Annotated in this window: 15 protein-coding genes and 2 riboswitches; of the genes, 1 reads left to right on the forward strand and 14 read right to left on the reverse strand. The window is 39.2% G+C overall.

Annotated features, from left to right (window positions below; translation table 11 throughout):
- Positions 1 to 363 precede the first annotated feature (363 nt).
- From BIV60_RS07120 to BIV60_RS07185, 14 genes are all read right to left on the reverse strand, one after another.
- On the reverse strand, positions 364 to 1485 hold the full coding sequence (locus BIV60_RS07120) for a serine hydrolase domain-containing protein (RefSeq protein ID WP_071355038.1): 1122 nt from the start codon (positions 1483 to 1485) through the stop codon (positions 364 to 366).
- Positions 1486 to 1774: 289 nt separating this feature from the next.
- Entirely contained in the window at positions 1775 to 3820 is a 2046-nt protein-coding gene (gene ptsG, locus BIV60_RS07125) for a glucose-specific PTS transporter subunit IIBC (RefSeq protein WP_071355039.1), read from the reverse strand.
- Between the two features lie 187 nt (positions 3821 to 4007).
- Positions 4008 to 4850: a glucose PTS transporter transcription antiterminator GlcT gene (gene glcT, locus BIV60_RS07130; RefSeq protein WP_071355079.1), complete on the reverse strand. Its 843-nt coding sequence runs from the start codon at positions 4848 to 4850 to the stop codon at positions 4008 to 4010.
- Between the two features lie 152 nt (positions 4851 to 5002).
- Positions 5003 to 6328: an NCS2 family permease gene (locus BIV60_RS07135; protein WP_071355040.1), complete on the reverse strand. Its 1326-nt coding sequence runs from the start codon at positions 6326 to 6328 to the stop codon at positions 5003 to 5005.
- Positions 6329 to 6443: 115 nt separating this feature from the next.
- Positions 6444 to 6545, reverse strand: a riboswitch (purine riboswitch).
- Between the two features lie 104 nt (positions 6546 to 6649).
- Complete coding sequence (gene guaA, locus BIV60_RS07140) at positions 6650 to 8170, reverse strand: glutamine-hydrolyzing GMP synthase (RefSeq protein WP_141770421.1); 1521 nt, start codon at positions 8168 to 8170, stop codon at positions 6650 to 6652.
- A 155-nt stretch (positions 8171 to 8325) separates the two neighbouring features.
- Positions 8326 to 8427, reverse strand: a riboswitch (purine riboswitch).
- Between the two features lie 40 nt (positions 8428 to 8467).
- Entirely contained in the window at positions 8468 to 10687 is a 2220-nt protein-coding gene (locus BIV60_RS07145; RefSeq protein WP_071355041.1) for a transglutaminase TgpA family protein, read from the reverse strand.
- Positions 10684 to 11901 carry a DUF58 domain-containing protein gene (locus tag BIV60_RS07150; RefSeq protein ID WP_071355042.1) on the reverse strand — a complete coding sequence of 406 codons (1218 nt, stop codon included), beginning with the start codon at positions 11899 to 11901 and terminating at the stop codon, positions 10684 to 10686. The genes BIV60_RS07145 and BIV60_RS07150 overlap by 4 nt, the downstream gene beginning before the upstream one ends.
- Positions 11902 to 12858 (reverse strand): AAA family ATPase, encoded by a 957-nt coding sequence (locus tag BIV60_RS07155; protein ID WP_071355043.1) that lies wholly within the window; start codon positions 12856 to 12858, stop codon positions 11902 to 11904.
- 290 nt (positions 12859 to 13148) lie between these two features.
- Positions 13149 to 14891 (reverse strand): CocE/NonD family hydrolase, encoded by a 1743-nt coding sequence (locus BIV60_RS07160; protein WP_071355044.1) that lies wholly within the window; start codon positions 14889 to 14891, stop codon positions 13149 to 13151.
- 181 nt (positions 14892 to 15072) lie between these two features.
- Positions 15073 to 16551 (reverse strand): sodium:solute symporter family protein, encoded by a 1479-nt coding sequence (locus BIV60_RS07165; protein ID WP_071355045.1) that lies wholly within the window; start codon positions 16549 to 16551, stop codon positions 15073 to 15075.
- Positions 16548 to 16736, reverse strand: coding sequence for a DUF3311 domain-containing protein (locus BIV60_RS07170; RefSeq protein ID WP_071355046.1), 189 nt, complete (start codon positions 16734 to 16736; stop codon positions 16548 to 16550). Before BIV60_RS07170 ends, BIV60_RS07165 begins: the two co-directional genes overlap by 4 nt.
- A gap of 214 nt (positions 16737 to 16950) precedes the next feature.
- Positions 16951 to 18033 (reverse strand): tartrate dehydrogenase, encoded by a 1083-nt coding sequence (locus BIV60_RS07175; RefSeq protein WP_071355047.1) that lies wholly within the window; start codon positions 18031 to 18033, stop codon positions 16951 to 16953.
- A complete protein-coding gene (locus BIV60_RS07180) occupies positions 18033 to 19481 on the reverse strand; it encodes an aldehyde dehydrogenase family protein (RefSeq protein ID WP_071355048.1) in 1449 nt (482 codons plus the stop codon). Before BIV60_RS07180 ends, BIV60_RS07175 begins: the two co-directional genes overlap by 1 nt.
- Entirely contained in the window at positions 19478 to 20563 is a 1086-nt protein-coding gene (locus BIV60_RS07185) for an aromatic ring-hydroxylating oxygenase subunit alpha (RefSeq protein ID WP_071355049.1), read from the reverse strand. The genes BIV60_RS07180 and BIV60_RS07185 overlap by 4 nt, the downstream gene beginning before the upstream one ends.
- 405 nt (positions 20564 to 20968) lie before the next feature.
- On the opposite strand from BIV60_RS07185, the gene BIV60_RS07190 reads away from it, so the two are divergent.
- On the forward strand, positions 20969 to 22327 hold the full coding sequence (locus BIV60_RS07190) for a sigma-54 interaction domain-containing protein (RefSeq protein ID WP_071355050.1): 1359 nt from the start codon (positions 20969 to 20971) through the stop codon (positions 22325 to 22327).
- Positions 22328 to 22372: the final 45 nt, after the last annotated feature.

The raw sequence follows: 22372 nt of genomic DNA on the forward strand, positions 1-22372 counted from the left end.
AAGAAAGTTGATGTAGCTCGAATTTTACGTTGGCTCGTATTTTCTATATAATAGAAGAAATACGATTATTATTGTTTGTTGACGTTTTTGTTTGTTTAGTTTTCAAAGAACAATCTTTAATAACCTGCAGTTACTTCTAAATATCTCTTTCAGAAGCAACTATATTATAGTACCACCTCGTTAATGATTTGTCAACATCCACTTTGATATTTTTTATCATCATGTTGTTAATCCGTCATTAACGACTGCTTAAATATAGTACCACCATTCCCATCTATAAGTCAACACTTTTTAAAACTTTTCTTGTAATCGCTCGTTGTTTGCCTTTCAGAATCACTTTCTTTCCATTAATACTGAATGGATTTAAAAGTATTGCTGGTAAAACCAATATTTTGTTCCTAAACATAATGAAGCTAATTCACGCGCCAGCGCTCCTGAATTCCATGTTCCATTATTATTAGAAAGTACAATGACCGTTACCCGATCTTTTATAAAATCAACCAATTCACATTTAAATCCCGGCAGGCTGCCGTTATGCTCAATCATCGGTCTGCCAAAACTTATAAAGTTATTTGCAATCTTCCAACCATACCCATACTTAAAAACACCCCATTGATCGGTGTCGATATAGCCCGTCTCCATTTTTACGACCTCTGTCGGTGAAAGGATTTTGAAGTTATGGATAGCATTATTGTATTTTAACATATCCCCTACAGTTGAAATAATATCCCCTGCTCCTGCAAGCTGGCTTTCGTCATCACTCTCGACCACTTTCTTCATATTTTTATACCCATTTGCAAAATTGTTTGCATCCACTTTTCTTAAATAGGTAGAATTCATGCCGGCTGGTTTGAAAATATGATTTTGAAAATAGGTCTGATAACTTTTTCCGGAAACTTTTTCAATAATATAAGCAAGAATCATATAGCCTGTATTGGAATATTGGTATTTTGTTCCAGGATTAAAACTCAAAGTTTGTTTCTCCATTAAATTAATAAATGCATTCATCGTGATAGGCTTAGTTGTATCTGTAAGGTTAAAATGATCCGCTACCCCGGAACTGTGTGTCAGCAAATCTTGAATCGTAATTTTATCTCCATCAGGAAAATGATTTATATATTTTGAAATGGGATCTGTCGTTTTCAATTTCCCTTCCCTTTCAAGCTGTAGAATGGAAACTGCTGTAAAAGATTTCGTTAACGAAGCAATACGAAACTGGGTGTTTAGCTGATTAGGAATCCCGTTCTCTTTATTAGCAAATCCATAGCCTTTTTCAAATACAGCTTTTCCACCCTTTGCAACAAGTACGACACCATTAAATTGACTTTCTACTGCTTTTTTATCCATAAAAGCTCCAAGCCTTTTCTTAAGGTCCCCTTGCAATTGTGAATGCATATTTCCAAATACATTGAACGCCGATATGGCAATAATTAAAAAGCAGACAATAATACTGAAGGCCCATTGGAATGATTTTTTTTTTCGCAAAAAAATGCCACCTCTCGATTAAGCTGTCCTTTCTGAATCCATTATACGTTTACCATTTGTTATTTCAAAATTTTAATACACCAAATCAGATAAGAAAAGCGAAAGCGCCTTGCTCTGCCTCAGGCATAGCACAAGAAAATCCGGCCGAAAGGTTGTTCTTTAACCTTTTGGACGGATTTTCTTGTGACCTCGAGGGGCAGGACGCTTGCACTGGACAATTCTCGAATCCATGATGGTTTCTTATCTCACAAAAAACCGACCTTATTAAAAGGCCGGTTTCATTTACTAATCATTTTGTAATTTTAACAATATTTTCTTGCTTCAAGTCCACTTGCCCTTGTTTTTCAAGAACAACTTTCTCACCTTCAGCTAAATTCGTGAAAACGATTGGTGTAATCGTAGAAGTAGCATTCTCTTTTACATAATCTAAATCAACTTTTAATAAAGGTTGTCCTTTTACAATCCGATCATTTTCAGCCACTAATGTTTCAAACCCTTGACCCTTCAAATTAACCGTGTCGATTCCAACATGAATCAGGATTTCACGGCCGCCATCCGATAAGATTCCAATTGCATGTTTCGTTGGGAACAGGTTGACGATTGATCCATCAACAGGTGAGACCACAGTTCCTTCTGTTGGAACAATCGCAAAGCCGTCGCCCATCATTTTTCCGGCAAAGACTTGGTCAGGAACTTCTGTGATTGGTTTAATTTCTCCTTTTAACGGAGCGACAAAATCATCTTTACCAGCATTACCTGTTGAAACAGCTTGTAGATTAGCTTTTTCTGGTGAGGCTGCTGCCGTTGGCCGTTTTCCTTCCATAATATCTTTCATCTGCCCTTTGATGGTTTCAGAACGAGGCCCGAAGATTGCCTGGATATTATTCCCTACCTCAAGAACCCCTGCGGCACCTAATTTTTTCAATTGGTTTTTATCTACATCTTTAATATCATTTACAGATACACGAAGTCGGGTAATACATGCATCCAAATGAGCAATGTTCTTCTGTCCACCCATCGCCTCTAAAATATTTAGAGCAAGGTCACCTGACCTAGCTTTTCCTGTTGATTCTTCTGTTTCAACTTCATCTACTTCGCGCCCAGGTGTCTTAAGGTCAAATTTACGGATGGCAAAACGGAATCCAAAGTAATAAATAACCGCAAAGACTAAACCTACCGGAATTACTAACCACGCATGTGTTTGTGGGTTAATTAGACCAAACAATGTATAGTCAATTAATCCACCAGAGAAAGTCATACCGATTTTTACATTTAATATATGCATGACCATAAAGGATAAACCAGCAAAAATACAGTGAATACCGAATAATACCGGTGCTACAAACAAAAATGAAAATTCAATTGGTTCTGTAATACCTGTTAAGAAAGCCGTTAAACCAGCCGAGAACATTAAACCGCCGACTACCGCCTTTCTTTCAGGCTTTGCTTCATGGTAAATTGCTAAAGCTGCTGCTGGAAGACCAAACATCATGAATGGATATTTACCAGTTGTAAATGTACCAGCTGTCAAATGTTTCACATGATCTTTAATTTGAGCCATGAAAATCGCCTGGTCACCATGAATAATTTGTCCAGCTTTAGTCGTATAGCTTCCAAATTGATACCAGAAGGGATTATACCAAATATGATGCAATCCAAATGGGATAAGCGCACGTTCTATTACCCCAAAGATAAACGCAGAAAGTGTAAGGTTTGCATCCACCATATGCGTTGAGAAATAGTTCAAGCCGTTTTGGATTGGCGGCCAAATGACAATCATAAGTAAACCAAGAACAACAGCACTCGCTGCCGTAATAATAGGAACAAAACGCTTACCGGCAAAAAAAACTAAATATGGCGGCAATTCAATGGTATAAAATTTGTTATACATGGTCGCTGCAACAACCCCAACAATAATCCCGCCAAACACGCCGGTAACTAGTGTTGGTATCCCTAAAACAGTTGCGTAGCTGTTCGGATCTCTTGCTATGTCTTTTGCATCAATTCCTAATGCTGTACCCATCGTTGCATTCATAATAAGAAATCCCACAATCGCAGCGAGACCGGCAACGCCATCTCCCCCCGCAAGCCCAACGGCTACACCTACTGCAAAGAGTAATGGAAGATTCCCAAAAATAACATTACCCGCTTGGTCCATTATACTTGCAACCATCGCTACCCCATGGTTATTAAGAAATGGAGCCAAGTTCAATAATGTTTCATTTTGCAAAGCATCCCCAAGTGCCAACAAAATACCCGCAGCTGGAAGGATTGCAACTGGAAGCATTAATGCTTTACCGATTTTTTGCAAAACACCAAAAAGTTTTTTGAACATGATAAAAACCCCCCTATTTTTTTCGAGCTCATTAAGCGTTTTCATTTATGGTTTAAAAACCAACAAAAAAAGGCATGAGTAAAAGTATACTGAATTAGTGTTTGGGCATAGATTTCCCCTTACACTTTAATTCATTAATACTTTTCACTCATGCCTGATCGAATCAGTAACACGTAAAAAATAATAGCTATTTAATTTTCTTTTGAAGCCTTTGCAAATGCATCGTTAAATAAACGGCTTCTGCATCATAGACTTTCAACTTTAATGATTGCTGCATTACCTTAATGAGCTTCCACGAGAGATTATAGCACACAGGGTATTCTTCTTTCAATAGGGAAGCAATTTTTTCCGGTTCCTCCACACGCTCCCCTTTCTGCACTCTTTCAATCGCAAAGCGAAGATGACGTACAAGACGCATATAATCAATGCTTTCTTTATCGATTTCGATGTCAAGCTGTTCCTCTACCATTTCGACTAGCCTGCTAATCAGCTGAGAATGCCGGTTTACATCGGAGAGGTTTTTATTTGTAATTGCACTATGAATATGCAATGCGATAAATCCTATCTCACCATCCGGAAGGTTTACCCCCGTCTTCTCATTAATAAACGTGACAACTTCTGATGCTACCTCGTATTCATGCCGATACAACGCTTTTGTTTCAACTAAAAACGGGTTGGACATTTCCATCCCCTGTGATGCTCTTGTAATCGCAAACATTAAATGGTCCGTTAAGCCAACATGGATATGTTCGTTAAGCTGTGAATCGGTTCTTTGCTTAATCAGATCAATAGCAGAAATAATCACTTCAAGAAATTCGTTATCAATAAAAGGGAGCAGCTTGATATAGCTTTCTTGTTCCTTTTCATTATTTAAAACAAAAAGCTTTTCCACTTTATCCGTCTCAATAAAATCTCCCTGCTTCCGATTAAAACCAATACCTTTGCCAATTAAAACAACTTCTTCATAGGAAGGGTGTTTAGCGATCAAAACATTGTTATTCAACACTTTATCAATCAGTAATTTTGCCATACCCTTATCCCCATTTCCCATTTAACCTTCGTATCCTCATCGTAAAAGAGAGAATACAGGAAGTCAACGGCAATTTTCGACCATTCCCCCGGCAATATTGGCAAAAACTCGACAAAAAAGGCCCCAGCAATCGCTGAGGTCCTTTCATCCGTTTATCGCAATATAAAATAAATCAGGAAGATAATGAAGAAGAAATACATGATTGGATGAACTTCTTTAATTCTCCCTTTTACAATCATGGTAATTGGGTAGAAAATAAACCCAATCGCAATACCTGTTGCGATACTATAAGAAAGCGGCATCGCAATCATGGTTAGGAATGCCGGCACGGCAATTTCGAACTTTTTCCAATCAATTTCCCCAATAGAGCTAACCATTAACACTCCGACAATAATAAGCGCTGGCGCTGTTACAGGTGATGTGATGACCGATAATAAAGGGAAGAAGAAAAGTGATAAAATAAAGAAACCAGCTGTTACTAAGGATGCAAATCCTGTTCTCGCTCCAGATGCTACTCCAGCTGTTGATTCTACAAAAGAAGTAGTCGTTGATGTACCAAGAACTGCTCCCGCCATGGTCGCAATTGAATCCGAAAGCAACGCTCTACCGGCATTTGGAAGCTTGTTATCTTTCATTAGCCCTGCTTGGTTTGCAACAGCAACAAGCGTTCCTGCATTATCAAAGAAATCAACAAATAAAAAGGTTAAGACAATTCCAACCATTCCAGTTGACCAGAACGAAGGATCACTAAACGATGAAAAGACTGCACCAAATGTTGGTTTTACACTTGGAACAACGTCCACTACTTTCGTGGGAACCTTAATCAAGTGGAAAATCATCCCGACAATCGCAGTAATAATCATCCCGTAAAAAACAGCACCTTTAATTCCTCTTGTCATCATAATAACTGTTATCACAAGACCAAAAATCGCTAGTAAGGTCGGACCATTTGATAGATCCCCTAAACCAACAAGGGTTGCATCATTTTTTACAATAATCCCTGATTCCTGAAGACCAAGAAAAGTAATAAATAAGCCAATCCCGGCACCGACTGCATGTTTTAAATCAACCGGAATGGCATTGATGATTTTTTCCCGAAGTCCTGTAAGAGTTAAGAGAAAGAAGAATACACCCGAAATCAGAACAGCACCAAGTGCATGCTGCCATGGTATTTTATCTCCTAGTACAACAGTATAGGCAAAGAATGCATTCAATCCCATCCCCGGTGCTAATGCCAGGGGATATTTTCCTAAAAGCCCCATCACAATCGAACCAATCGCTGAGGCAACTGCTGTTGCTACGAAAACAGAACCTTGATCCATTCTTAATGCATCTGGCAGATCCTTAATACTGGCAAGGCTTAATGTCAGCGGATTAACGACTAAAATATAGGCCATAGCCAAAAAGGTAGTCATACCACCCATAAATTCTTGGCGGTAACTTGTCCCTAATTTCTCAAACTGAAAGTAGTTTTTCAATTTACTTCCCCCTAAAATTGATTCTATATCCTTTAAATTTACCAAAAAACGCTCCGGTATCCACCGAAGCGTTGACTGAAGGCATATGTAGATAATAAGGGGGTGTATCGGTCCCTCTATTAAAAACTTGCCTCGTAGTCAAGCTATTTACGGTAGCTCGGTAGAAACTTTTGGGCCATATCCCCAATATTATACGACACAATATGACAAATTCTTTAGTACGTAAGTATCATAACAAGGACAAAGTTTTCTGTCAATAAAAAATACGAACGTTTTTTATTATAAAAATAAAAACATTCGTATTTTCTAATGTTTATTTATTTATTCCCACTCAATTGTAGCCGGCGGCTTGCTGGTAATATCGTAAACCACACGGTTAATATGAGCTACCTCATTGACAATTCGAGTTGAGATTTTTTCTAATACATCCCACGGGATTCGCGCCCAATCTGATGTCATCCCATCAATGGAGGTAACTGCACGGATTCCAATGGTGTAATCATATGTTCTGGTATCGCCCATAACTCCAACGCTGCGAATATCCGGAAGAACCGTGAAATATTGCCAAATATCGCGGTCTAAGCCCGCCTTTTTTATTTCCTCACGTAAAATCCAATCGGATTCACGAACAATTTCTAATTTATCTTCAGAAATAGCTCCCAATACACGGATCCCTAAACCAGGACCTGGGAATGGCTGGCGCCAAACAATTTCATCTGGAATTCCAAGCTCGGTGCCAAGGGCACGGACTTCGTCTTTAAATAATGTATTTAATGGTTCAATTAATTTGAATTGCATATCTTCAGGAAGACCACCGACATTATGGTGAGACTTAATCGTTTGGGCTGTAGCTGTTCCACTTTCAATAATATCGGTATAAAGCGTACCTTGTGCTAAAAACTCAATTCCTTCAAGCTTCGTTGCTTCATCATCAAATACATAAATAAATTCGTTTCCGATAATTTTACGTTTTTTCTCTGGATCAGAAACACCCTCCAATTTAGAAAGGAAACGTTCTTTTGCATCCACTTTAATGACATTCATATGGAAACCTTCCGAGAAAGTTTTCATAACACTATCTGCTTCGTTTTTGCGAAGTAATCCATGATCAACAAAAATACATGTCAGCTGATCACCAATTGCTTTGTGGATTAAGACAGCCACAACAGATGAGTCTACCCCGCCGCTAAGCGCACAAAGGACTTTTTTATCGCCAACAGTCTGGCGGATTTTTTCCATTTCCATTTCAATAAAGTTTTCCATCGACCAATCGCCGCTGCAATCACAAACGTTGAAAGCAAAATTCTTAAGAAGTTCGTTTCCATAAACGGAATGACGAACTTCCGGATGGAATTGTACTGCGTAAAGTTTTCTTCCTTCATCACTCATTGCCGCAATTGGACAGTGTGGATTTGTTCCGTCGACTGTAAAGCCTGCAGGAGCTTCGACCACCAAATCACCATGGCTCATCCAGACAACCTGCTCATTAGGAAGTTCGTTAAATAAGGCAGACGGATTTTGAATCGTCATCGTTGCCTTTCCATATTCACGCTGCTTTGCCTTTTCCACTTTTCCGTCAAAATGAACGGTCATTAATTGCATCCCATAACAAATCCCCAGGATTGGAAGACCCATTTCAAAAATTCCTTCATCACAGCGGAAAGAATTTTCATCATAAACACTATTTGGACCACCAGAAAAAATAATCCCTTTCGGATTTAACTTTTTGATTTCTTCTACTGTAATCGTGTGGGGATGAAGCTCACTATATACACCAAACTCACGAATGCGTCGGGTGATAAGCTGGTTATATTGGCTTCCAAAATCTAAAACAACAATCATATCTTGTTTACCTGACAACGCGGCCACCTCTTTTTTAATTTCATGCAATTTACAATAGTTTTTACTACAATTGAAAAAATAAATAAAAAAAAGAAAACTAGCTTCTGCAACCAAAAAAATAGGAAGGCAGAATCTAGTTTTCTCGCAAAATAGCTTGAATAACTTTCTGCCTTCATAGTCAGGCCATTTACGGCAGCCCGGTAGAGACTCTCGAACCCTATCATCGAGGATATATGAAGGTAACGTAAATAACCCTATTGAATTAAAACTTATTGTAACAATAGGTTGTTTTTTCGGTCAAGCGATTGTCTTTTTAATTAAATTTTCCCACAATTTACGTGTTTCCTTCCAGCTTCCCTCCGGCAGTTGATTATGATAAAGATACTGCTCATATCTTGATGTAAAATACGTCATTTCTTCAGTTGAAAAAAATGCATCAACATAGCGGGCGTAATTCCTTAATGTTTGGTCTTCCTTTCGAGTTACGCCGTATCGATTGAGCTGTTTTAATAAAATTAAATAGGCAGAACCAATATTTTCATCCTTTTTCCTAAAGCGGAATCTAATCAAAAGCAGATACGGATACCATTTTCCACGGAATCGATAAAGAATCCCTGCAACTCCTAGGGCAACAAATAGGACGAGACCTACCAGCTTCCAATGGTTCTTAAAAATTACTTTGATCTTCTTTAGCATACTCTTTTGGTCTGCAGATTTTCCGGAACCCTTCGCATTTTTTGTTTCCATATCCGGATTCTTCACAGGTTTCATGACAGGTACTGCCGCTGCCGTACCGCTTGAGGTGGTTGTGCCATCCAAATAATTAATCGCAACATCATTTGAAAAACCCTTTGTTGGTTCAAACGGAACCCAGCCTTGATTCGGGAAATACACTTCAACCCATGAATGAGCATTATTATTGGTAATTTCATAAATTAGTTTGGATGGATCCGTCTTGCTATATTGTAAAAATTCTCCGCCATTATATCCCTTAACCCAGCGTGTTGGAATCCCAACTGTCCGCAGCAAGACAGCCATCGAAGAAGAGAAATTATTACAGTAGCCGCGCTTTGTCTCGAACAAAAATTGGTCCACATAATCATCGTTCATTCCTGGCATTGGAACATCTTTTTGTTCATAGGTATATTCCATCCGACTAAAATAGTTTTCTACCGCCTTGGCTTTGTCAAACCAGTTTTTTTCCTTTGAGGTTATTTTTTTAGCCAAATCGGTCACCCTTTGAGGCAGTTCTTCAGGCAGCTGCGTATATTTTTTATACATAGCAGGCTCCATCACTTTCGCGTCAAATTTCTTAGTCTGCCTTAAATCCTTTGCCTGATATTTCGGAATATCGAACTCAATGGTATAAAGATTCGGTACAATCGGTTGTTTGTTACTGCCAAGTACAAGAATTCGCTCCATCTTATTATCAAGGCTAAACGTATCTCCTCCCCCAAGGTTAGAATGGACGCTCATTATCTTCCTAATCCCAGCAGGATAGATAATATGGGGAAATCGGTATCCCTCAACCGGAAATACTCTAGCTGTTTCTTTATCCGTTTGTACGTTTTTGGAAAAAGGGAAAACAGGGACAATATCTCCTACCTTGAAATGAATCGTTTCAGATTCCGGTGATAACACCCAGCCTTTTCCCGTATACATGTCTTTTGTCTCCACTTTCCAATAATTCTTCCCCTTGGCTTCTATTTGAAAAACCGTTTTATTATCCCCCATAAACGGTCCCCCTAAATGGTCATCATTAGTCCCATAACCAATGGTTTGAAAACCCATACTATTATCATCAGCGTGATATTTCTTATCCCCTTTTAAATAAGGAACAGGGTCAGGCCAAATCGGGGCAGCCTTTGGGGCAGCAATCCCAATCAGGACGCTCAAGGTAATCATCCCACTAAGCAGCACCATCCATTTTCTTAGGGCAGCATGTTGTTTAGGTACCTTTTCCTTTCCAATCATCCGGTAAATGGTGAGCATCCCCATCACAGCAAATCCGGTGACTACTGTTCGGACAATCGCTGCCTTTGCACTGTAATGTGTAAATGTATCTAAAACAGTAATGTATATTAGCGTCAAAAAGAAAAAAATAAAGATCCTTTGCCGTTTTAACAGCCAGTAATGAAGTAAATAGACCATTAACCATAATAGAATAAAAAACAAGAAGGAACGGAAATCGTTTGATAAATCATTCCAATTTCTCGAAAACAGCAAGACAGTATTATTTTTTAAATTAGCCAAAAATGCTGTCAGCCAGCCAATGTAAAAAAACCCCTCCTGGTAATAAAGACGATTGATGAAAAACAGAATATAAAATACTTTTATTAAGATTGAAAAAATCCATTTTACTCGAAAAAAAGACATCAAAATGGATAAAAGCAAGAACAAGATAAAGATCCAAATATGACTTGTATCCGTTAATTGATCAATCGGCCGAATCCACTCCCATATAAGGAAAAACCCAAAGACATATAATAAAAGGGGTGACAATTCTCGATTTCTCAATTGAAATTCACCTCCGAAAAAGCTTGGGCGAAGTCCCCTTCATGGATCATGACAATCCGAACACCCCTAGCATTTGCAACAGCAATGAGCGAACGCTCCTTTTCAGTCGGCAATTCTTTTTCGGCTTTAATGAAAAAAATCGTAATTGAACCTTTTCTTTGTCCAAGAAAGCTTGCTTTTTCGATAAGCTGTTTGGTCAGCCGTGAAGTTACTAGCATAAAGGAAAGGGTTTGCTGAAAAAATAGCCCATCTGTTTCTAATACTTTTTCTAAGGGAGCAAAGCTTTTCGCTTCAATTTTTGCGAGGTGATATAAAAGCTGTTGATGATGCTGTTCTCCCCCTCGAATTGGAAAGGTGGTCCTTTCATTACTAATCGTTAACAGACCCGCTTGCGCTCCTTTTGTTAATACTGCCCTTAAAAGTGAGGCAGTAAAGGAAACAATCGACTCAAAGTGTTGGTCCGACACACAGTCCATTACAACAAATACATCGTGTGATTGCCGCTGTTCAAATTCCTTTGTCATAATTTCATTCCGTTTAGCAGATGCCTTCCAGTTAATCCAGGAAAACCGGTCCCCCGGCTGGTACTCTCTTACCCCAATCGCCATGGATGTATCGCGCTGTACCCGCTCCCGTGAAGCCGTCATCCCTTGATCATAGTGGTTTTCAAATGGTCTATACAGCAGTTCTGTATAGGCAGGATAGACCATGATTTTATTTTCAAGGTCAAAGGCTTTTTCTTTTTCTAGTAAACCAAGCGGGTCGCCAATCCTCACGGTAATCGACTGAAAGAAGTGTTCACCTCTCGGCAGTTCATCGATCGTGTATTCATAGGAAAGCTCTTTCTTCATGCCGGCAATAAGGAGTGCCTTTGAGTTTGTTTTTAACGGCAGTAAATTCATCGACTCCGTAAGATGGTCTCCCGTCATCAAGTAGAACAACGGAAAAGAGGAATTCCTTCGAACAGTGATTTTGACCGTCATATGTTCCCCGGCATTATAATCTGATTTTGATATTTCCCTTGTCACCGTTAGGTCTTTCAAAGAATAAAAGGACAGGACCAGGCAATAGAGGGCGAAGGGCAAAAAGCTATAAAATAAAAACCAGCTGACAAATCCGCCTTGAAACATTGCATAAGAAAAAGTTAAGACAATCAAAAAAAGTAAGACCGTAAATTTCCAAACTTTTATAAATTGCTTTACCGCCTTTTTCATTTACTTCACAAGCCTTTGAACCGGTACGGGCACTCTTCCCACTACCCCGTTAATGACTTCTTCTGCAGAAATCCCTTCGAATTTAGCTTCCGATTTTAAAATAATCCGATGGGATAAGACGAATGGAGCCAAATATTGAATATCATCGGGAAGGACATAATCACGGCCATACATAAATGCATACGCCTGGGCCGCTTTCATTAAAGCTATCGAACCCCTTGGACTTGCTCCAAGATAGACATTGCCATGACCTCTTGTGCGGCTGACGATATCGACAATATAGCGCTTAATCGTGTCATCGACGAATACTTCTTTTATTTCTTTTTGCAGCAGAAGCAGACCATTAAGGTCAATTACCGGTTCCAGTTCATGAATGGGCGGAGTTTTCTGTGCCCGGTTTAATACTTCTATTTCCTCTCTTAAATTGGGATAGCCCATCTTCATTTTTAAAAGAAAACGGTCAAGCTGAGCCTCCGGGAGTGGATAGGTTCCTTCATATTCAATCGGATTTTGTGTTGCCATAACAAAAAATGGCTGCTCAAGTTTATGGGTCACACCATCAATGGTGACACTTGCTTCCTCCATCCCTTCTAATAAAGCGGATTGAGTTTTAGGCGATGTTCGATTAATTTCATCGGCAAGGATAATATTTCCCATTAAGGGACCGGGCCGAAACTGAAATTCCATTTCTTTTGGATTATAGATCGAAATGCCCGTAACATCTGACGGTAATAAATCAGGGGTGAACTGGATTCTGCGGAACTTGGCGTTTACCGATTTGGCAAGCGCACGCACCATCATTGTCTTGCCTACACCCGGCACATCTTCCAAAAGAACATGACCCCCAGCAAGTAGGGCAACAAGACTGAGTTCAGCGACATGCCGCTTTCCAATCATTACTTTTTCAATATTCATTAGGATTCTTTCAGTGGTGGGATTCATATTTTCAAGGGACATAGACATCCTCCTCTGGTTTGTCTTTACATAAATGATTGCATCATTTTAATAAATTCTATAAGTTTCGAATAAATCCTGTAAGAACTTACAAATAATGCAAAAAAGCCACTCCTTTTTAAGGAAGCAGCTTGTGTCTTTGTTATTATATAAAAATTTATAAATAGCTTTGAGAATTGTCCAGCTCCAGCGCCTAGGGGCTCGAGGTCACAAGCCAATCCGTTAAGAAGGTTAAAGAACAACCTTCTCGCCGGCTCGTCTTGTGCTTGTCGCCCCTGACCAAGGCGCTTTTCTTATTCTTTCACTGGAATAATTGGCAGGATTAAATGGGATGGATATTTTTCGCTATGAAAAATGGTTTGCTTGGCTTTCATCATCTCATTGTTCTCAATCAAAGATTTTCCGGTATTTGGATTCGGTAAATAGTGAGGAAAGCTGCTTGAAGAAATTTCAAGCGTAATGCGATGTCCTGGCAAAAACACATTGCTCGTGGCCCAAAGGTCAATCTCGTACTCCTCCACTTCCCCTGTCAATTCCTTTTCAGGATAAAAGCCATTGCGATATTTCGCATTCACAATTCCTTCCGTTAAGATGATCGCTTTGCCATCGGGGGCGGTATCGACGAGCTTGGCAGTGAAATCCGTATCTTGTGCGTCAGTAGATGACCACAATTTCACTTTTACGGGTCCGGTGACTTCCACTGCTTCGGTTAATGGCTCAGTCGAATAAACAAGCACATCATCACGTTCTTCAATCTCTCGTTGATCAAATGGACCCATTGTCAATGGACCGGCAAACAAGGTACTTCCCCCTTTAGTTGGCACAGGATTTTTGGGATCATATATAAAGGTATCCGTCCCCTCATTTCCCGGTTCAGTAACAGAGAGATATCCATCGCCATTTTTTGTATTTGCATTCCCCATGCTATGCAAATAAAAAGGAGTGTATTGGGTTCGTGCCAGCGGCCACTCCCCTTCATCCCGCCATTCATTGATACCCATGACGAAAATTTTAACTGGCGGTTCTTCTTCCAGACCAGTATCGATTCCTTTTAGCCAATGATTAAACCAACGAATATGGAGGTCTGTGATATTCCCCTCCAAGTTTATCCAATCACCAGAAGCATGCACCCCAAAGGAGCATTCGCCTTGAACCGAGGCAAAATAGCCATGCCCCCATGGCCCCACAATCAGCTTTTGGTTTTGTCCAGCTTTAGTCATTTCAATATAATTAGTTAAAGTCGGACCAATAAAACAATCATACCAGCCTCCTAAATGATAGGCTGGAATCTGCAAATCTCCATATTTGTCAACAATACTAGATTCCTTCCAATAATCTTCATCCTCAATTGGATGTTCCAATTCCTCGAAAAAAAATTCAGCAACTTTGAATTCCTTTAATGGTGGCCATTGATTGATAGGAGCAAAATAATATAGTTCGTCCAATTTATTAAGTTGGTCAGCAAGATTTCTTAATAAATCTGCTCTTTCTTTCGGATTATTGTATTTCCTCATAAGTAAATCAGGCGCAATCGATTCAAGTGTCCACGTTTCTGTAAAGCCCGGCTGATAGACTCCGTTTCGGTACGAAGCACCATTTCTTTGGTCATTCAATGTCATCGCCGGAAAAATTGCAGCCAAGTGCTGCGGTTTCTTCGTTGCAGCCATTAGCTGGGTATAGCCATAATAGGACATGCCAAACATGCCGACCTTACCTGTAGAAAACGGAAGTGCCGCAGCCCATTCCACAGTATCATACCCATCATTTGCTTCCTGTCTGAATGATTGAAATTCCCCTTCGGACTGAAAACGCCCTCTCACGTCTTGAATGATTACCACAAATCCATTTTCAACAAGTCGGTTTGTATCTAAATAACGATGGGAATAATGCGGTAAATCTTTACTGTATGGAAGTCTTGTTAACAAGACAGGAAAGGCCCCTTCCTCATTTGGACGATAAATATCTGCATAAAGAATAACACCATCCCTCATCTCGCAAGGGACATTTTTTTCAACTAGAATCTGAATTGGTTTCATCCTTAAATACCTCATTTTCTACCTAAATTCGTACACTTAAAGAAGACTCGCCGATTGACAAGCCGTTAGGCGATGACAGAGGCGTAGTCGCACTTATGCCTGATTGGAAAGTATATACTTTCCAATCGGCCAAAAAATACTATCCCATGAGTCTTTAGACTTCATGGGATAGCTGCATTTTTTATAGATTGCTGACCTGGCCGATTGGCTCATCTTGAACCACTGCAACTTTTTTAGTAAACAAGCTGATCGCAAGCATAACAACCGTATTGATTAAAATCGCAACGACCCCGATGTCTAAATCCTGAATAAGGTGCGGTGCATGCGGAAACATGGTGGCCATCGTTGTGCCTTGTATCGTTTGGTAAGCGACAATTGCCACCCCAATAACCATCCCAATGGCAGCGCCAACCTTGCTGACTGGATTCTTCTTCATTAAGCTGAAAGCTAGAGGCGGGAATAACTGTAGAACAAAGCTATAGGCCATTGTCAGCAATGCAATCATTGTGTTACCGCCATAGAATGTGAAAATTAAAGAAATTAACGCAAGAATCGGAACGAAAATACGTGTTAATTTAGCGAGCTTTTTATCAGATGTATTCGGCTTAAAATGCTTATAAATATTTTTTGAAAGAAGCGTTGATGCTGTAAGAATTAGTAAGGAGCATGGAATAAGGGCTGCAAGCAATCCGGCCGCGCCAATCACTCCGACAAACCAAGGCGGCAGGGCAGCTTTGGCAATTTTAAATAAAGCCAAGTCGGAGGCCGTCCCTTCCAAGTTAGGGATTTGCAGCACTGCCGTAAAGCCAATAAATAAAATGAAGACGAGAACAATTTGATACAAAGGTAAAATCGCTGTGTTTTTCCTTAAAGCTGTCTCACTCTTTGATGACAAGCTGGCGCCGAAACAGTGCGGCCACATGTATTGACCCAAAGCAATGGTTAAACAAATCGAAACATACCAAGAAATACTTAAGCCTTTTTCAGGCATTAACAAAAACCCCGGTTTCGCTTTATCTAATGTTTCAAACATTGGCTGGATTCCACCATAGTAATGAAACGGCAAATAAAATCCTAAAAATAATATGACTGTAAGCATGAGAATATCTTTTAAAACCGCTGTCCATGCCGAGCCATGAATACCAGAGATATAAACGAAAATTGTTACCGCAATCAGGCCGACCCAAACGGCAATTTTTGGGGGAATTGTCCCGTATGAAGCTTCCGAAACAATAATCTGAAAACCTTTTAATTGTAAAACAATATATGGAATCATTGAAATAACACCGATTAACGCAACAAGCAATCCTAAATTCTTACTTTGGTATTTCTTAGCGAAGAAATCAGATTGAGTAATGAGATTATGTTTTTTCGCGTAGCGCCAAATCGGAGGCAGGATCCAAAAAGGAATGACATAGGTTATGGCACAAAAAACATAAATTATTGGACCACCCATGCGATAGGCACCGCCGCTTGCACCTAAGAAACAAAAGGTAGAAAACATTTCTCCAGCCATTAATACAAACATAATAAGTGAACCAAAGTTTCTTTCGGCAACGGCCCACTGTTCAAGCTTCATATCCCGCCCTTTTTTTGCTTTAATTCCAAGGTACATCGCTAAGCACAAGGTTAAACCGATAATGATAATGGAGCTGTTCATTTATTTTGCTCCTTTCGATCATAAATGACGTTACAAACAATCAAACAAGCTGACGTGAGAACCAACCATAATGTCGACCAAAATACAATAAACGGCAGCCCCAAAACATATGGTTCAACTTTATTTACAACAGTTAGTGCTCCAATTGCTGGCAGGATGGTCAGAAAAGCAATCCATTTCTTCATTCGCAAAATTCCTTCCATTGTGAAATTTTAAAGAAGCTCCCGATCGCCTAGAAGCCTTCCATTACTTGTATTCGTTTACAATAATGAATTTTTTTTATTATCAGATAATTATTAGTAAAAAATCCCCCTTCTATATTCGAACAAGAATAAGAAGGGGAAGAATATTACTTTATTTTAACCTCTCCCATTAAACGAACAAACCCTATATTATCAATTAAGCTTTTAATGAAACTAGTGATTGAATAATTTCTGCTGCACGGTCCCCAACATCAGATGTTGATGCTGTCCCCTTCATATCAGGTGTCAACACCTTACCTTCCACAAGCAGCTCCTCAATTGCATCAAGGACCAATTTACCGTACTGTTCATATCCTAAAAATTCGAGCAGCTGACTGGCAGACCAAATCGTTGCTAAAGGGTTGGCAAGTCCTTTTCCAGCAATATCCGGAGCAGACCCATGAATCGGTTCAAACATCGATGGATACGTTTTTTCCGGATTAATATTCGCACCAGCTGCTAGCCCAATCCCCCCAGCTATGGCTGCACCTAAATCCGTTAGAATATCACCAAATAAATTAGAAGTGACAACGACTTCAAATCGCTTCGGATCGGAAATCATTAACATTGCCGCTGCATCAACAAGATAGGATGCTGTTTTCACATCCGGATATTCTCGGCTTACTTCCTCAAAAATCTGATCCCAGAAAACCATCGAATAATTCAAGGCATTTCCCTTACTAATGCTCGTAAGCGATCTTCCTTCTTTTCTCGCTGTTTCAAACGCATAGCGGATCACACGTTCCGTTCCTTTTCGAGAAAAGACGCCGGTTTGCAGGACAACCTCATTCTCTTTGCCTTTAAATAACCAATCACCGGCCCCTGCATATTCACCCTCACTATTTTCGCGGATAAACAGCATGTCCACATCTTCCTGTTTCACGTCCTTCAACGGACACGTTGCCCCTTTAATTAGCTTAATCGGACGAATATTAATATATTGATCAAAGCTTTTTCTAATTTTTAAAAGTAAATCCCATAATGAAATATGGTCAGGGACACCTGGATACCCGACAGCACCGAGAAAAATTGCATCAAAGTTTTGTAATTTATCAATTCCGTCAGCATCCATCATCACTCCATGCTTCGTGTAATACTCACAGCCCCATGGAAAGTATGTGTATTCAAACTTTAAAGAATCATCCAATTCAGCAATTTTATTTAAAACCTTTATTCCTTCTTGAAGGACTTCAGTGCCAATCCCGTCTCCGGGAATCACGGCAATTTTGTATGTGCTCATTACTTATCGCCTCTGTTCCAAACAATTAATTTCATCTCAGTCATTTCTTCTACCGCATATTTAAGCCCTTCACGTCCGGTACCGCTCTCTTTTACGCCGCCGTAAGGCATGTTATCTACCCGGAAGGTTGGGATATCATTAATCATAACCGCCCCTACTTCAAGCGCTTCACTTGCAAATAGTGCATGATCAATATTTTTCGTATAAACACCTGCCTGTAAACCATATCTTGAATTGTTCACGTATCCAATCGCTTCTTCAACTGATTTTACTTTATTCACGATCACAACCGGGGCAAATACCTCTTGGCAGGATACCTTTAACAATGGATCGACATTCGTAATTACGGTTGGTTCTAAAATACCATCTTTTAGTTTTCCTCCGGCTAAAACCACTGCATCGTTTTGTTTTGCTTCTTCAATCCAGCTTAATGCCCGTTCTGTTTCTTTTTTCGAAATTAACGAAGAAATATAGGTTTCCGGATCTAACGGATTTCCCACCTTTAATTTCTTCGCAGCTTCAACGAATTTTTCAACAAATTGATCATATACCTCTTCGTGAGCGTAAACGCGCTGCAGGGAAATACAAACCTGTCCTTGATTTGAGAATGCCCCCATAATACAGCGGTCAATCACCTGATCAATGTTTGTATCTTTGTCTAAGATTACCGCAGCATTTGAACCAAGCTCTAAAGTGGTTTTCTTTAAGCCTGCTTTATTGCGTATTCCAATTCCAACCGCTGGACTTCCTGTAAAGGTAATCATTTGTACACGGTCATCTTTGATAATCGCTTCGCCTACAACTGAACCTGATCCTGTTACAACATTCAGTACTCCGTCCGGAAGTCCGGCTTCTTTGAAAAGCTCGGCAATATAGAGTGCGGATAACGGAGTCTGTGAAGCTGGTTTTAACACGATTGAATTACCGGAAGCAATCGCAGGTCCAACTTTATGGGCAACAAGATTCATCGGAAAGTTAAATGGTGTAATCGCTCCGATTACCCCAATCGGCTTGCGTACAGTATAACCGATTCTTCCCACTCCGCCTTGAGCAGCATCAAAAGGAATTGTTTCACCGTGAATTCTTTTTGCTTCTTCAGCTGCGAATTTATAGGTTTCAATTGTTCTGGATACTTCACCTTTAGCAAAAGAAATCGGCTTGGCTGATTCAATTGCAATCACTTCCGCAGCTTCGTCTGCTCTTTCTTTCAATAATTCTACCACTTTTTCTAAAATTGCTGACCTCTCAAATGCTGGCATTTTCGAGATGACTTGAAATGCTTTCTGTGCTGCTTTAATGGCCTCTTTCGTTAATTGCTCATCTGCCATTGCAATTTCTGCAATCACCTCATCTGAATATGGAGAGTAAAGCGGCGCATAAGCGGGTGCCTCTACATCTTGGCCATTAATAAATAAGTGCTTCTTTTCTGCAATTTTTACATTTGTCATCGTCCTAACGCCTCCAGTACCATTTCGTGGAATTGAACAATTGCCTTTTCCGATTGAGAATATACTCCTTGGTTAAAAGCACGGGAACGGAATCCAATTTGTTCTAATTCGACTAAGTCAACATCTTCCTGTCTGACTTGCTCCGCAAATGTAACCAAATCCTTTTCTTCTTGTGTTAGGTTTTCATCTCTGAAGTAGTAAGTATATACCGCTAATGTATTTTCATGATCAATTGGAATCATTTGAATGGTTGCCATATTTGCCGGCCCCGGATAAATAGTTACCATCAAGTTAGGCCATAACCAATAGAACTCTCCACCCTGCATTTCTGCTTCATTTAAATCCGTTGTTCCCATTGTTTTATCCGGCTTAATCACTGATCCTTGAACGGAATAGTTTTGACAAGTAACAATTTGATAGTTTTTCATATCCAAAGTGGCAACAAAGCTTGGGTGTGCAACATGGCAGTGATCACACTCTAAATAATTGTCAATGAAAGCTTTCCAGTTTGCTTTGATTATACGTGTTTTTTGATTAATTCTTTTAAGCTCGCCCAGGAACGGAAACTTGCGTAAACGGTCGAAGAAATCACCATATGTTTCATTTAAAGATTTCGCATTATCATCAAGGTTAACAAAAATTAATGACTCTAAAATTTCCATTCTTACAGATCTTAAACAGCGGTCACTGACACAGTGTGCATCTTCGCCTGTAAAGTTAGGCGCTTTATTTAATTCTCCATTTAAACGGAAAGTCCACCCATGGTAACCGCATTGAAGAATTTTCTTTTGACCGGACTCATTTTTCTCAAGCTTAGTCGCACGGTGCGGGCAAACATTATAAAATGCACGAATCACTTCGTCCATCCCACGTGTAACAATAATTGGCTCACCTGCTACATCCGTGGTAAAAAACTGTCCCGGTTTTTCTAACTGACTTACATGGCCCACTAATTGCCATGATTTTGCGAAAACATCTTCCATTTCTTGCTCTAACACTTTTGGATCTGTATATAAATCATAGGTTAATGTTCTTTCAAAGGTTCGATTCGCTTTATTTTGAACTTCATTATAAGTTGCCATTTTTATTTATCCTCCTCTAAAGGTTCATATTTTTTATGATAAAAAATTTCTTTTCTAAGCAATTATTTCAGCACTCTAATCTGTGAAGGCCATCTCCCCTTTCAAAAATCAAATTTAAAATGAGTTACTTTCAATTCACTCTCGAAATTCCTAAATACAACGTGGCAATAGTAATAATTAAGCGTTTACAGAATAATGAATATTTTGTTTAATTAAATCAGGTAGATTATTTAACTAAACTCACTTTTAATTAATGCAAGTATCGTGCCAAAACCATAAATAGTTGAATTACTTAGAAAAGTGTCATTATTCTTTCGTGAATTGTTCCAATTTCGTTCAAAAAGTGAATTGATTTCAACTCACTTGAATTAAAACTAACTCATCTATCCAGGGAGGGTTTCCCGAATGGTTTCTAAAATACAAAGTCCTTTCGAAATCACTGTTGAGACATTAAAAAAAATTCTTGATAATTCATCAGACGAAATTTTTGTAATAGACTCTGAACAACGTATCGTTTTCGTTAATAGCGTCTGTGAAAGACATTACGGATTAAAGCCGGAAGAGGTTGTGGGGAATTATAATGCAGAGTTATTTGCAAAAGGATATTGGAAGCCTTCCATTGTTCCTTTCGTATTCAAAGAAAAAAAACCTGTCAGTATTAAGCAAACGACTTATTTAGGGGCGGAACTTTTAACGACGGCTGTTCCTATTTTAAATGACCAAAACGAAATCGAACTTGTTGTAACCACCTCACAGGAGTTACAAAACTATAAAAGTATTAAAAAGGAAAAAGAAAAGCAATCCCCTTCAGATCACCATAATAGCTCTACCCCCATCACAAACTGTGAAAAGATGAAAAATATCTTAAAGGTTTGCGAAAAAATCGCTAAAGTCGACTCAACCATTTTAATCCAAGGTGAATCGGGAACAGGAAAAGGGGTTTTATCTCATTACATTCATGATATAAGCAGGCGGAAAGACAAAACTTTTTTAAAAATAAATTGTGCAGCATTACCGGAGGATTTACTTGAATCAGAGCTTTTTGGTTACTCAGAAGGGGCATTTACAGGGGCAAGCAAGTACGGTAAAAAAGGCTTGCTTGAAATAGCAGATCAAGGAACACTATTCTTGGACGAAATTGGCGAGATGCCTTTATCACTTCAGGCAAAGCTACTCCAAGTTATTCAAGAAAAACAGTTCCTACCGATTGGCGGACATAAAATGAAAAAGGTAGATGTCCGGATTATTGCAGCAACGAACCGCGATTTAATTGACATGGTGCACAAGAACTTGTTTCGCGAGGACCTATTTTACCGCTTAAATATAATTGATATCCAGCTGCCGCCGCTTAGAGAGCGCAGGGAAGATATCATTCCGTTAACTTACAATTTTTTATATAAATTCAATAAGAAATATGAAATGAATAAAATCATCTCGCAAGATTGTTTGGACCTATTTTATTGGTATTCCTGGCCGGGGAATATCCGCCAGCTCGAAAATGTGATGGAAAGGCTGGTCGTTACCAGTGACTCAATTATCCAACAAAATGATTTACCTGATTTAATCTTAAAAAACATAAAACCGCAAACACAGCATATCCTCCCCTCTAATCTGGATGATGCAATTGAGCATGTGAAGAAGACACTGGTATTGCAATCCTATAAAAAACATAAAAGTTCTAGAAAAGTGGCAAAAGATTTAAATATCAGCCAAACAAGGGCTGTGAAGTTGATTAATCAGTACAGCGAAGATATGGAAGAATAAAAAATGGCCAATTCCATTTTAGAAGTCTATCCTTTTTCAATTGAT

The sequence above is a fragment of the Bacillus sp. MUM 116 genome, assembly GCF_001866655.1.
Classification (GTDB): Bacteria; Bacillota; Bacilli; order Bacillales; family Cytobacillaceae; genus Neobacillus.

Excerpts from the sequence above, each read along its gene's own strand:
- ptsG (WP_071355039.1), bottom strand. The coding sequence starts at position 3,820 with ATGTTCAAAAAACTTTTTGGTGTTTTGCAAAAAATCGGTAAAGCATTA.
- glcT (WP_071355079.1), bottom strand. The coding sequence starts at position 4,850 with ATGGCAAAATTACTGATTGATAAAGTGTTGAATAACAATGTTTTGATC.
- guaA (WP_141770421.1), bottom strand. The coding sequence starts at position 8,170 with ATGATTGTTGTTTTAGATTTTGGAAGCCAATATAACCAGCTTATCACC.
- BIV60_RS07150 (WP_071355042.1), bottom strand. The coding sequence starts at position 11,901 with ATGAAAAAGGCGGTAAAGCAATTTATAAAAGTTTGGAAATTTACGGTC.
- BIV60_RS07155 (WP_071355043.1), bottom strand. The coding sequence starts at position 12,858 with ATGTCCCTTGAAAATATGAATCCCACCACTGAAAGAATCCTAATGAAT.
- BIV60_RS07160 (WP_071355044.1), bottom strand. The coding sequence starts at position 14,891 with ATGAAACCAATTCAGATTCTAGTTGAAAAAAATGTCCCTTGCGAGATG.
- BIV60_RS07165 (WP_071355045.1), bottom strand. The coding sequence starts at position 16,551 with ATGAACAGCTCCATTATCATTATCGGTTTAACCTTGTGCTTAGCGATG.
- BIV60_RS07170 (WP_071355046.1), bottom strand. The coding sequence starts at position 16,736 with ATGAAGAAATGGATTGCTTTTCTGACCATCCTGCCAGCAATTGGAGCA.
- BIV60_RS07175 (WP_071355047.1), bottom strand. The coding sequence starts at position 18,033 with ATGAGCACATACAAAATTGCCGTGATTCCCGGAGACGGGATTGGCACT.
- BIV60_RS07180 (WP_071355048.1), bottom strand. The coding sequence starts at position 19,481 with ATGACAAATGTAAAAATTGCAGAAAAGAAGCACTTATTTATTAATGGC.
- BIV60_RS07185 (WP_071355049.1), bottom strand. The coding sequence starts at position 20,563 with ATGGCAACTTATAATGAAGTTCAAAATAAAGCGAATCGAACCTTTGAA.
- BIV60_RS07190 (WP_071355050.1), top strand. The coding sequence starts at position 20,969 with ATGGTTTCTAAAATACAAAGTCCTTTCGAAATCACTGTTGAGACATTA.